6 protein-coding genes are annotated in these 13,706 nt (G+C 69.3%); all 6 read left to right on the top strand.

Annotated elements, in window-relative coordinates:
- Positions 1-40 precede the first annotated feature (40 nt).
- Genes glgB through glgA form a run of 6 tightly spaced genes read left to right on the top strand, consistent with a single transcriptional unit; the run spans position 41 to position 13,704 of the window.
- On the top strand, positions 41-1,921 hold the full coding sequence (gene glgB / locus AC07X5_RS18215) for a 1,4-alpha-glucan branching protein GlgB (RefSeq protein WP_494771298.1): 1,881 nt from the start codon (positions 41-43) through the stop codon (positions 1,919-1,921).
- 21 nt (positions 1,922-1,942) lie between these two features.
- Positions 1,943-3,247: a glucose-1-phosphate adenylyltransferase gene (locus tag AC07X5_RS18210; RefSeq protein WP_409955221.1), complete on the top strand. Its 1,305-nt coding sequence runs from the start codon at positions 1,943-1,945 to the stop codon at positions 3,245-3,247.
- Positions 3,244-5,433, top strand: a complete 2,190-nt coding sequence (gene glgX, locus AC07X5_RS18205; protein WP_494771297.1) for a glycogen debranching protein GlgX — start codon at positions 3,244-3,246, stop codon at positions 5,431-5,433. The genes AC07X5_RS18210 and glgX overlap by 4 nt, the downstream gene beginning before the upstream one ends.
- On the top strand, positions 5,430-7,235 hold the full coding sequence (gene treZ, locus AC07X5_RS18200; protein ID WP_494771296.1) for a malto-oligosyltrehalose trehalohydrolase: 1,806 nt from the start codon (positions 5,430-5,432) through the stop codon (positions 7,233-7,235). Before glgX ends, treZ begins: the two co-directional genes overlap by 4 nt.
- A complete protein-coding gene (treY, locus tag AC07X5_RS18195; protein ID WP_494771295.1) occupies positions 7,232-12,211 on the top strand; it encodes a malto-oligosyltrehalose synthase in 4,980 nt (1,659 codons plus the stop codon). The genes treZ and treY overlap by 4 nt, the downstream gene beginning before the upstream one ends.
- A complete protein-coding gene (gene glgA, locus AC07X5_RS18190; protein ID WP_494771294.1) occupies positions 12,208-13,704 on the top strand; it encodes a glycogen synthase GlgA in 1,497 nt (498 codons plus the stop codon). The genes treY and glgA overlap by 4 nt, the downstream gene beginning before the upstream one ends.
- The last annotated feature ends 2 nt before the right edge of the window (positions 13,705-13,706 follow it).

The following is a 13,706-nucleotide window of genomic DNA, read 5'->3' as shown; positions in this document are numbered from 1 at the left end:
TTGCACTGCAGCAGAACATGGAGGCCAACCACCCGTCACCATGAACGTCGCAGCGCACTCCACCCCCCTTGCAGCCACTGCGGCTGCGGTGTCATCCCACTTCCGGCAACATGAAGTGCTGGGTGCGCACACCGATCCAGCGGGCACCCTGTTCACGGTATGGGCACCCAATGCCTGGCAGGTGCAGGTGATCGGCAGCTTCAACAACTGGACCCCCTTGGCCATGCAGCGCACGCAGGACGGATCCGGCCGCTGGAGCGTCCGGGTCGAAGGCGCGGGCCATGGCGACCTGTACAAGTACCGCATCCAGGACGCGCAGGGCCAATGGATCGAGAAGGCGGACCCCTATGCCACCCGGCAGGAACACCCGCCCGGCACGGCTTCACAGATCTGGAGACTCGACTACGAGTGGAACGACCGTGCCTGGATGGCAGCCCGCGGCGAACGGCAGGCGCTGGCAGCGCCCATGTCCATCTACGAGGTGCATCTGGGCTCCTGGCAGCGCCAGGAAGACGGCCGATTTCTCAACTACCGCGACATCGCTCAGCGCCTGGCCGCGCACTGCACGGCTCTGGGCTTCACCCATGTCGAGCTGATGCCGGTCACGGAACACCCTTTCTATGGCTCGTGGGGTTACCAGACCACCGGCTACTTCGCGCCCACGGCCCGCTACGGCAACCCGCAGGACCTGATGGTGCTGGTGGACACGCTGCACCAGCACGGCATCGGCGTGCTGCTCGACTGGGTGGTGTCGCACTTTCCGTCCGACGCGCACGGCCTGGCCCGCTTCGATGGCACGGCCCTGTACGAACACGAAGACCTGCGCAAGGGCTTCCACCCCGAGTGGAACAGCCTGATCTTCAACTACGGTCGCTACGAGGTGCGTGACTTCCTCATCAGCAACGCCCTGTTCTGGCTGGGCAAGTACCACTTCGACGGCATCCGCGTGGATGCCGTGTCGTCCATGCTCTACCTGGACTTCGCGCGCAAGCCCGGCGAATGGGTGCCCAACGCCGATGGCGGGCACCAGAACTGGGAAGCCGTGCGCTTTCTTCAGGACCTCAACTGCGCCGTCTACGCCGAGTTCCCGGACGTGCATGTGATCGCCGAGGAGTCCACGGCCTGGGCCGGCGTGTCGCGCCCGGTGCATGCGAATGGCCTGGGCTTCGGCATGAAGTGGAACATGGGCTGGATGAACGACACGCTGCGCTACATGCGCCGTGACCATGTGCACCGCCATTGGCATGAGGGCGACATCCGCTTTTCCATGGTGTATGCCTTCGACGAGAACTTCGTGCTGGCGCTCTCGCACGACGAAGTGGTCTACGGCAAGCGCAGCCTGCTATCGCGCCAGCCTGGCGACCAGTGGCAGCGTTTTGCCGGGCTGCGCACCCTGTACGGAATGATGTGGTCGCACCCGGGCAAGAAGCTCTTGTTCATGGGCGGCGAGTTCGGCCAGGTGGACGAATGGCACCACGAGCGCACGCTGGACTGGCACCTTTGGGCCAAGGCCCGCCACAGCGGCATGGCGCGCTGGGTGACCGACCTGAACCACATCTACCGCGAGCGCCCGGCCCTGCATGCGCACGATTTCGACGCCGAAGGCTTTGCCTGGGCGCCCATGGCACCGCACCAGACCACCGTGCTGGCCTTCATCCGCCGCGCAGGCGACGACATCGTGCTGGCCGTGCACAACCTTACGCCGCAGCCAGTGGCCGCATTGCGGGTGGGCGTGCCGGTGGCCGGCCGCTGGCACGAACTGCTGAACAGCGATGCGGAGCCCTATGGCGGCAGCGGCATGGGCAACTTCGGCGGGGTGGATGCGACCCCCACCCCACTCGAAGGCCAGCCGGCCCATCTGCACCTGACCGTGCCCCCTCTTTCGACCGTTCTTCTTTCCAACCGCCCCACCAGGGCTTGATTCTTCACTGGAGCTGATGCTATGTCGCGTACCCGAAATGTGTTGGCGATCGTGATGGCCGGGGGCGAAGGCTCCCGCCTGCACCCCCTGACGGCCGAGCGCTGCAAGCCGGCAGTGCCCTTCAACGGCAAGCACCGCATCGTGGACTTCGTGCTGTCCAACCTGGTCAACTCGGAGATCTATTCGATCTACCTGCTGGTGCAGTACAAGTCGCAGTCGCTGATCGAGCATATCCGCAGCTCCTGGACCATGACGCGCTTCATCCCCCAGCACTTCGTGACGGTGGTGCCGCCGCAGATGCGCAACGGTCCCGAGTGGTTCCAGGGTACGGCCGACTCGGTCTACCAGAACATCCACCTGATCGAATCTTTCCAGCCCGACATCGTGGCCGTGTTTGGTGCCGACCACATCTACCGCATGGACGTGCGCCAGATGGTGGACTTCCACCGTGCCAGCCAGGCCCACGTGAGCGTGGCCACCCTGCCCGTGCCACTGTCGCAATGCAACCAGTTCGGCATCGTCGAGGTGGACGCGCACCACCGCATCGGCAACTTCGTGGAAAAGCCCAAGAACACGCGCCCCATGCCCGGCAGCAGCACGCACGCCCTGGCCTCCATGGGCAACTACCTGTTCAATGCCGACGTGCTGCTCGATGCGCTGAAAAAGGCGCACGCCACCGGCCACAGCGACTTCGGCCGCGATATCCTGCCCACCATGCTGCAATCGCACCGGCTCATGGCCTATGACTTCACTGCCAACGAAATCCCTGGCACGGCGCCCTATGAAGAGCATGCCTACTGGCGCGACGTGGGCACCATCGACGCCTACTTCGATGCGCATTTCGACACCCTGGGCGCCACGCCCCGCTTTCGCATGACCAACCGCGAGTGGCCCATCTACGCCAGCCCCGACCAGGCCGAGTCGGCACAGATCGAGAACGGCGTGATCCACCGCTCTGTGGTGGGCTCGGGCAGCATCGTCGATGGCGCCACCCTCGATCACGCCATGCTGCGCCGCTCGGTGTTGGTGGAACGCGATGCGACGCTGGAGCATTGCATCGTCATGGAGCGCTCGCGCATCGGCCAGGGCGCCCACGTGCGCCGCGCCATCATCGACCAGGACAACGATATTCCCCCGGGCGAGCGCATCGGCTTCGACGAGGCCGAGGACCGCCGCCGCTTCCACGTGACGGAGAGTGGCATCGTGGTTGTGCCCCGGCAGTTCTTTCCGACGCGCAGCGCACTCGTGAGCAATACGCTGAAGGTGGACCGGGTACGCCAGCCCGTGCCGGCCGCCCTGGGCAGCAACTTCAAAGCTGCTGCATGAAGCCCGAAGTGCATGCCGCAGGCCCACTGCCCACCACCTTCAAGCGGGTACGCCCGGTGAGGCAGGTCGAACCCGGACGCCCCTGGCCTCTTGGTGCGACGGCGGACAAACTGGGCGTGAACTTCGCGGTGTATTCCTCGGTGGCGACATGCGTGGAAATTTGCCTTTTTTCCGAGAATGACCGGGAAATGGAGCGCATCGCCCTGCCCTGCCTGACCGACGACGTATGGCATGGCCACGTGGCGGGCCTCAAGGCCGGGCAGAAATACGGGCTGCGCGTGCACGGCCCCTATGAACCAGATGCCGGCCAGCGCTGCAATCCGGCCAAACTGCTCATGGACCCCTTTGCCCGGGCCCTGGACCGCCCGGTGCGGGGCGCGGCCGACCAGTTCGGGTACGAACTCGCCCAACCCGACGAAGACCTGGTGCGCAGTGCCCTGGACAATGGCCGCACGGCCCCCAAGTGCCGCGTGGTGCGCTCGCGCTTTGACTGGGGCGACGACCGCCCGCCCCGTGTGCCAGCGCGCGACACGGTGTTCTACGAGGTGCATGCCAAGGGTTTCACGCAGACCCATCCGGGCGTGCCGGAAAAGCTGCGCGGCACTTATGCCGGCCTGGCATCGCCCGCCGCGATCGCACACTTCAAGCAACTGGGCGTTACCAGCATCGAACTGCTGCCCGTGCAGGCCTTCATCGACGACCACCGCCTGGTGGAGATGCAACTGGCCAACTATTGGGGCTACAACACCGTGGCCTTTTTCGCGCCCGAGCCGCGCTATGCGGCGCATGCCGGTTCCGACGGCGGGGTCGATGAATTCAAGGCCATGGTCAAGGCGCTGCACGCCGCAGGGCTGGAGGTGATCCTGGACGTGGTCTACAACCACACCGGCGAAGGCAACCACCTGGGCCCCACGCTCAGCCTCAAGGGTATTGACCACGCCGCCTACTACCGGCTGGCCGAGGACCGCCGCATGTGCATGGACTACACCGGCACCGGCAACACCGTGGACACCAGCAGCCCGCCCGCGCTGCAATTGGTGATGGACAGCCTGCGCTACTGGGTGCAGGAGATGCATGTGGACGGCTTTCGCTTCGACCTGGCCTCGGCCCTGGGGCGTGACGCGGCCGGTGCCTACACCCTGCGCGCGCCGTTCTTTGCCGCGCTGGCGCAGGACCCGGTGCTCTCGCGCACCAAGCTGATCGCCGAGCCCTGGGACCTGGGACCCTATGGCTACCAGCTGGGCGGCTTTCCCGTCGGCTGGATGGAGTGGAACGGCCGCTACCGCGATGCCGTGCGCGATTACTGGATCAATGCGGACGGCAGCCTGCCGGCCTTCGCGGCCTGCCTGTGCGGCTCGGCCGACATGTACCAGCCGCGCCGGCGCCGGCCCACGGCCAGCGTGAACATGGTCACCGTGCACGACGGGTTCACCCTGGCCGACCTGGTGAGCTACAACGAAAAGCACAACGAGGCCAACGGCGAAGGCGGGCAGGACGGCGAGTCGCACAACCGCAGTTGGAACTGCGGGGCCGAAGGCGACACCGATGATGCCGAGGTGCTGGCCCTGCGCGAGCGGCAGGTGCGCAATTTCCTGGCCACTCTGTTCATGTCCCACGGCACGCCGTTGCTGCTGGGCGGAGACGAGCTGGGGCGCACCCAGCAGGGCAACAACAATGGCTACTGCCAGGACAGCGCCCTGTCGTGGTACGACTGGGATCGCGCTGGCCGGCACAGCGAACTGCAGGGCTTCACCCAGGCACTGGTGGCCTTGCGCCGGGCTCTGCCTGTGGTCCGGCCCCACACCTGGCCCGTGGATGAGGCGGGGCTGCCGCAACTCGTCACGGTCGCATGGCACAGTGTATGGGGCATCGACATGACTGCCGAGGAGTGGGACGATCCCGCCGTGCGCTGCGTGGGCGCGGTCATGGAGAGCGTGGCCGAAGAGGAGCTGTCCGTGATGCTGCTGTTCAATTCCAGCGATGCCGATGCCATCTTCACCCTGCCTGCGGACGGATCGGGCCGCAACTGGACCCTGCGACTGGACACCCGGGATGCCCGCGTGGTGGCCATTGGCGAGGAAGCCGGTGCGCCCACGGTGGCAGCCGGCGGGCAGCATACCCTGCTCGCACGTTCGATGGCGGTATTGACGGCACCCTTCGCACCCAGCCACCCTGCCACCGCATGAGGCGCACGCACACCATGCCCTTCGGCGCCCGGCTGCTGGCCGGTGGCGGTGCCCGCTTCTCGCTGTGGGCGCCTGCGGCGCAGGAGGCAGCATTGTGGTACCGTCCGACGCCCAAGGCGGCAGCCCGAACCCTCCCCGCCACCCGGTCCGACGGTGGCTGGTGGCAGGCGAATGCGGCCGACGCCGGTGCGGGCACCCCGTACCGCTGGCTCATCGATGGCAAGCTCGCCGTGCCCGACCCAGCCTCGCGCAGCAATCCCTGGGGGCCGCACGAGCCCAGTGTCGTCACCGATCCCGCCAGCCATGAATGGAAGACGGACTGGGCCGGCCGACCCTGGAACGAACTGGTCTTCTACGAGCTGCATGTGGGCAGCTTCAGCCCGCTGGGTACCTATGAAGGCGCCATCCGCAAGCTGCCGGAGCTGGCGGCGCTGGGTTTCACGGCGCTCGAGCTGATGCCGCTGGCCAGCTTCGGCGGGCAATGGGGCTGGGGCTATGACGGCGTGCTGCCCTTCGCACCGCATGCGGCCTATGGTAGCCCGCAAGACCTCAAGCGCCTGGTCGACGAAGCGCATGCGCTGGGCATGTGCGTCTTCCTCGACGTGGTGTACAACCATTTCGGGCCTGACGGGAATTACCTGCACGCCTATGCACCCCCGTTCTTTTCGAGCAGCCATGCCAGCCCCTGGGGTGCGGCCATCAATTTCGACCAGGAGGGCAGCGCCGTGGTGCGCGATTTCTTCGTGCACAACGCGCTCTACTGGATCGAGGAATTCGGCATGGACGGCCTGCGCCTGGACGCGGTGCACGCCATCGCCGACGACAGCCGGCCCGACATCCTGCAGGAGCTGAGCGCGCGCGTGCGCGAGCTGGCCACGGCCAGCGGACGACTGGTGCACCTGGTGCTGGAGAACGAGAAAAACCAGCCCGCGCGCCTGGCCTCATCGCCCGAGCCCGGCCTGTACGACGCCCAGTGGAACGACGACTTCCACCATGCGGTGCACGTGGCCCTGACGGAAGAATCCCAGGGCTACTATGCCAAGTTCGCGCGCCATCCGCTGGCGCTGCTGGCGCGGGTGCTGACCCACGGCTTTGCCTTTCCCGAGGCGGCCGGCGTGGCTGGCGGTGACCCGGTGCCGCTGCCCTGCATGGTGAACTTCATCGGCAACCACGACCAGATCGGCAACCGCGCCTTCGGCGAACGGCTGGGGCACCTGGCACCGGCCGAGGGGGCGGAGCTGGCGTTGCTGCTGGCCCTGCTCACCCCGGCCACGCCCATGGTGTTCATGGGCGATGAGTTTGCGGCCTCCACGCCGTTCCTGTACTTTGCCAACTGGGACGGCGGCCTGCGCGATGCAGTGCGCGAGGGGCGCGCACGCGAGTTCGGCCATGCAGTGACCGGCGACGCGGTGCTGCCGGACCCCTGCGACGTGGCGACCCTGCAGGCCAGCCGGCTGCAATGGGAAGAATCGGACACCGCAGCCGGGCAGGCGCGCCGGGCCCTGGTGCAGAAGGCGCTGGCGGTGCGCCGCGCGTGGTTTCAGCCCCGGCTTGCGCAGCTGCGCACACAGGGGCATGTGGCGGAGTTCGTGGGCGAAACCGGCCTGCGCGTGGCCTGGCACTACCAGGATGGCGTGACATTGGGAATGGAAATGAACCTGGGACCTGACGCGGTCGTGGCGACGCCCTCCGGCGCCGCCGGCCGCGTACCTGCAGAGATCTTCAGCCACCGTTGGAACGCCGACGGGGGGACGTGGGCACCCTGGTCCGCCCGCTGGACCGCCAGCGAAGGCCGGCCATGAGCCAGGGCACCCCTGCCCCGCACGTGCTGGACGCGGACCTGCAGCGCCGGGCCGAGCGCGCCGGCATCGCCACCGGGTACGCGAGCTTCTGGGGCGAGGACCTGAGCGTGCCCCCTGAGGTGCTGGCCAAAGCCCTGGCCGCCATGGGCGAGCATGCCGACCGCGAGGTGCCACCGCCCATCGTGGTTGAACAGGGGCAGGCTGCATCCGTGGACCTGGGCGCACCAGGCGCCTGGCAGCTGTCGCCCGAAGAAGGCGGCATGGCCCCGCTGCTACAGGGCCATGGCACCGCCGCTGAACTGCCGGCCAGCCTTGCCTGCGGCTACTACCTGCTGCGCGCACAGGGCACTGAGCACCTGGTGCTGGTCGCGCCCCGGCGTTGCTGGCTGCCCGAGGGCTTGCTGGCGGGCGAGCGCTGGTGGGGCATCACCGCCCAGATGTACGCCCTGCGCTCCGAGCGCAGCTGGGGCATCGGCGATTTCTCCGACCTGTGCGCGCTGGTGCGGATCGCGGCGGCGCGCGGTGCGGCCTTCGTGGGCGTGAGCCCGCTGCACGCCCTGCGCACGGAGCGCCCCGAGCAGGCCAGCCCCTACAGCCCCAGCAGCCGGCTGGCGCTGAACGTGATGCACATTGATGTGACGGCGGTGGCGGAGTTCGCCCACTGCGCCTCGGCGCAGGCCCTGGTGGCGGACAACAGCTTCCAGCAGCGGCTGCACGAGGTGCGCGCCAGTGCCACGGTGCGCTATGGCGAGGTCGCAGCGCTCAAGGAAGCGGTGCTGGCCCTGCTCTGGCAGGAGTTCCGCGACCGGCACTGGCACGCAGGCACGGAGCGCGGCCAGGCGTTCGATGCCTTCATGGCCGAGCACCAGTCCACCCTGGGCCTGCATGCCCGGTACGAGGCCATCCAGCTCGCATTGGGCGCGGCCAACCCCGCCGTCTGGGGCTGGCCTGCCTGGCCCGAGGCCTTGCGCGACCCGCAGGGCCAGGCCGTGCAGGCGTTCACCCGCGAGCATGCCGACGCCGTGGCCCGCCGCTACTGGCTGCAGTGGCTGGCGTACGGGCAGTTGGAAGCTGCCTTCCGGCAGGCGCGCGGCAGCATGGCCCTGGGCCTGTACTGCGACCTGGCCGTGGGGGCCAGCGACGGCGGCTCCGAAACCTGGATGTGGCCGGGCCTGCATGCCCGAGGCATGAACGTGGGCGCCCCGCCCGACCCGCTGAGCACCCAGGGGCAGGACTGGGGCCTGCCGCCGGTGAACCCGGTGGCCCTGACCGCGGCACGCTTCATGCCCTTCCGGCAACTGCTGGCCAGCGTGATGCGCCATGCCGGCGCGCTGCGCATGGACCACGCCATGGCGCTCATGCGCCTGTACTGGAACAGCCCGGCGGGCGGCACCTACGTGCGTTACCCGCTGGAGGCCCTGGTCGCGGTGATGGCCATCGAAAGCCACCGCCACCAGTGCATGGTGATCGGCGAAGACCTGGGCAACGTGGCGCCGCGCATGCGCGAGGCCATGGCCGAGCACGCGCTGCTGTCGTACAAGCCGCTGATCTTCGAGCGCCTGGAGGGCGGCGCCTTCCGCCCGCCGGCCGATTGGCAGCCGCAGGCGCTGGCGGTGGTCAGCACACACGACCTGCCCACACTCAAGGGCTTCTGGGGGGGCGACGACATCGCCATCCAGCAGTCGCTGGGCTGGCTCGGAGACGGTGACGCCCACGTGCAGGCCCAGCTGGCGCGCGCCCAGGACCGCACCCACCTGCTCGCAGCGCTCGATGCCCAGCAGCTGCTGCCGCCGGGCGTGACGCTGGACGCCCAGTCCGCCCCCGAGATGACGCCCGCGCTCGCGGCGGCCGTGCATGCCTTCCTCGCGCGCACGCCCTGCCAGCTGCTGGGGGTGCAGCTCGAAGACCTCACCGGCCAGCGCGAACAGCTCAATGTGCCGGGCACCACGGAAGACCGCTACCCCAACTGGCGCCAGCGCATGCCCGTGCCGCTGGAGGCCCTGGCAGGCGACCCCTGGTTCGAGGCCATCGGCCAGGCCATCGGCGGTGTGCGCCGGTCGGCGCTGGCCGCGCCGGTGGCGGCCCTGCCCCCGATGGCGTCGGCCGACGTCCCGGGGGCCACCTACCGGGTGCAGCTCAACCGCGGCTTCACCTTTGCGCAGGCCGCGGCGGCCGTGCCCTATCTGCACGCGCTGGGGGCGACCCACCTGTACACCTCGCCCTACCTCAAGGCGGCGGCCGGCAGCATGCACGGCTACGATGTCGTGGACCCCACAGAGCTCAACCCGGAGATCGGCACCGAGGCCGAGCACGCCGCACTGTGCCAGGCGCTGACCGACCGCAACATGGGCCACGTGCTGGACATCGTGCCCAACCACATGGGGGTGGAGGACCCGGCCAACCGCTGGTGGCAGGACATGCTCGAACACGGCGAGGCCTCGCCACATGCAGCCACCTTCGACATCGAATGGCAGCCGGCCAACCCGCAGACCGGCCGGCGCGTGCTGCTGCCGGTGCTGGGCGACCACTACGGCAAGCTGCTCGACGCCGGGGAGCTGCAGCTGCGCCTGGACGCCGCCCAGGGCCGCCTGCAGGTCGGCTACTGGGACCACGCCTTCCCGCTGGACCCGCGCAGCTATGCCCAGGTGCTGGGCGCCGTGGCCCTGCCAGCGGGGGAGCCGGCCGATGAGCTGGCCGAAGTGGCCTCGCTGGTGGACGCCTTCGGGCAGATTCCCCCCCGCGACAGCATGGATGCCGCGCTGCGCGCGGCCCGACTGCGCGACGCCCCGCTGTACCAGCGCAGGCTGGCCGAGCTGGCTGCCTCCCGCCCCTGGGTGGCGGGCTGGATCCAGGCCTGCCTGGCCCGTGTGAACGGGCAGACGGCGGACGCGGCGGGGCGCGAGTCGCTCGATGCCGTGCTCCAGGCCCAGGCCTACCGGCTGGCCGACTGGCGCGTGGCGGGCGACGACATCAACTACCGGCGCTTTTTCGACATCAACGCCCTGGCGGCCATCCGCATGGAAGACCCCGAGGTCTTCGAGGCCGTGCATGCCCTGCCCCTGCGCTGGCTGGCCGAGGGCCAGGTCACGGGCCTGCGCATCGACCACCCCGATGGCCTGGCCGACCCGGCCCGGTACTTCGAGCGCCTGCAGCAGCGCCATGCCGCGCAGCGCCAGGCCCGGGGCCAACCGCCGCAGGCGCTGTACCTGGTGGTCGAGAAGATCATGGCCGACCATGAGCCCCTGCCCGCCGACTGGCGGGTGCATGGTGGCACGGGCTACCGTTTCAGCACCCTGGTCAACGGCCTGTTCATCGCGGCCGACGCGCGGGAACGCTTCGACGCGATCTATGGCGCGTTCACCGGGGACACCCGGCCCTTCGAGGAGGCCGCTTACGAATGCAAGCGCCTGATCATCGAGACGGCGCTGTTCTCCGACATGGCCTGGCTGGTGGACACCTTGAGCCGGATCACCCGCGCCGACCGCGCCGTGTGCGACTTCACGCGCAACCAGCTGCGCGTGGCCCTGGTGGAGGTGGCGGCCCAGTTCCCCGTGTACCGCACCTACGTGGTGCCCGGCGGCGCCCCGCCGAGCGAGGCGGACCGCCAGCACATCGCCTGGGCCATCAGTGCCGCACGCCGGCGCCTGGGCTCGGCCGAAGGCGGGGTGCTGGCCTACCTGCAGGCGGTACTGCAGGGTGAGCCCGGTCCCGAGCCTGGCCTGCGCGAGCGCTTCGTGCGGCGCTGGCAGCAATTCACTGCGCCGGTGATGGCCAAGTCGGTCGAGGACACCCTGTTCTACCGCTACGTGCGGCTGGTCTCGCTCAACGACGTGGGCGCAGAGCCGCAGCGCTTCGGCATTTCGGTCGCGGCCTTTCACCAGGGCAACCTGCAGCGCGGGCGCCACCTGCCGCACGAGCTTTTGGCCACCTCCACGCACGACAGCAAGCGCTCGGAGGACGTGCGCGCGCGGCTCAACGTGCTCTCCGAAATGCCCGCCGCCTGGCAGGAAACGGTGCAGGCGCTGCAGGCCTGCGGCCAGCGCTTCGAGGTGGAGGTCGACGGCCGGGCGGCGCCGCTGCCCCACGACCTGTGGGGGCTGTACCAGGCGATGGTCGGCATCTGGCCGGCGCACGCCACCGATCCCCAGGAGCGCCAGGGCCTGGTGCAGCGCATTCAGCGCTACAAGGAAAAGGCCATGCGCGAAGCCAAGCTCGAGAGCAACTGGCTGTTTCCCAATGAGGCCTACGAGGCCGCGGTGCGCGACTACATCGAAAAATCACTGTCCACGGAGCGTTTTGTCTCCGAGCTCGAAGCGTTCGTGCAGCGCGTGTCCCCATACGGATTCCGCAACAGCCTGTGCCAGCTGGCGCTCAAGCTCACCGCGCCGGGCGTACCGGACATCTACCAGGGCTGCGAGGTCTGGAACTTTGCGCTGGTGGACCCCGACAACCGGCGCCCGGCGGACCTGGCGGCGCTCGCCGCTGCGCTGGAACCGCTGCGGGCGCTTTACCGGGGCGAGGGGCAGTATCCGGCCCCCGCCGACTGGCATGCCCTGCTGGGCAACGGCCCGGTCATGCCGCCGGGTGCCAAGCAGCTGGTCACCTGGCGCCTGCTGCAGCTGCGCCGGCTGATGCCCGCGCTGTTCCGCGACGGGCTGTACCTGCCGCTGGCCCTGGAAGGCCCGGCGCAGGAGCATGCCCTGGCATTTGCCCGCATCGGCGGGGACCAGGCCATCGTGGTGGTCTGCGGGCGCTTGCTGGTGGGCCTGGGCGAGCGCGGATGGGACAGCACGCGCATGGCGCTGGCCTCGGCCCACCCTGCGCTGGCCCGCCCGGGCCGCTGGCGTGACTGGATGACCGGCCAGACACTGGCCAATGCGCCAGACCATTCCCTGGATGAGGTGCTGGGCGATATCGGCCCGGCCAGCACCCGCCTGCCCTTTGCCATCCTGGTGGCGCAAGATACCCCGCCATGAAAATCCTGTTTGCCACGCCCGAATGCGCTCCCCTGGTCAAGACCGGAGGGCTGGGAGACGTCAGTGCCGCCCTGCCCCGGGCCCTGAAGGCGCTGGGGCATGAGGTGGTCATCCTCATGCCCGCCTATGGCGGCATGGTCATCGATGGCACGCTCGATGCGATCATGCCCATTCCCGCCCATGGCCCCTGGCCGGCGGCCCAGTTGCTGCAGGTGATGGCGCCCGACGGCATGCCGTTCCTGCTGTTGTCGTGCCCGTCCCTGTATGCCAGCGCGGGCACGCCCTACGGCGATCCGGCCCACACGCCCATGCACGAGCAGGCCCTGCGCTTCGGCCTGCTCAGCCGCGTGGCCGCGCTGATCGGTACGGAGCACACCCCCTGTGGCTGGCGCGCCGACATCGTGCACGCCAACGACTGGCCCTGCGGCCTGGCGCCGCTGTACCTGCGCCAGGCGCGGGATGCCGGGCAGAAAGACGTGGCCCGCAGCCTCATCACCATCCACAACCTGGCGTTCCAGGGCGTGTTCCCGATGGAGGCCTGCGAGGTGCTGGACATCGCGCCGGCCCACCGTGGCATGGAGGGCGTGGAGTTCTGGGGCCAGTTGTCCATGCTCAAGGCGGGTTTGCAGTTCGCCGACGCCATCACCACGGTGAGCCCGACCTATGCGCGCGAGATCCAGCAACCGGCCCTTGGCTTCGGGCTCGATGGGGTGCTGCGCGCCCAGGCCGACCGTCTGCACGGGCTGCTCAACGGCATCGACACCGAAGTATGGAACCCGGAGCTCGACCCTTTGATTGCGGCCCACTACGGCGCGGACCGCCTGCAGGCCAAGGCCTTGAACAAGGCCGCCCTGCGCCAGCGCTGCGGCCTGGAAGAGGCGCCCGGCCCTCTGCTGGGCCTGGTGGGGCGGCTCACTTCCCAGAAGGGGGTGGACCTGGTGCTGGCGGGCGCCCCTGCCCTGCTGGCGCGGGGGGCCCAACTGGTGGTGCTGGGCCGGGGCGAGGCACCGCTGGAGGCCGGACTTCGCGCGCTGGCCGAGGCCCATCCGGGCGAGGTCCACGCCACGCTGGGTTTCGACGAGGCGCTGGCGCACCAGATCGAGGCCGGGGCCGACTGCTTTCTGATGCCCTCGCGCTTCGAGCCCTGCGGGCTCAACCAGATGTACAGCCAGGCCTACGGCACGCCGCCGGTGGTCACGGCCACAGGCGGCCTGGCCGATACGGTGAGCGACGCCGGCCCCGGCCTGGACCAGGGCACCGGCTTCATGATGGCGGCACCGACCCAGGCCGAGTTCGACCGCGCGCTGAGCCGGGTGCTTGAGGCCTGGGCGCAGCCCGCGCTCTGGCGCGGACTGCAGCGCAGGGGCATGGCGCAGTCCTTCGGCTGGGCCGCCGCAGCCCGCCCTTACGAGCAGTTGTACCTGCAGTTGCTGGGCCAAGGGGTACCGCCACCGGCCGAGGCCAAGGTGGTCGATATCGCCAGCCGGCGCTGAGC

It is taken from the genome of Acidovorax sp. GW458-11-26-14-TSB4 (assembly GCF_059423865.1).
This window is presented reverse-complemented; position numbering and strand designations above follow the sequence as displayed.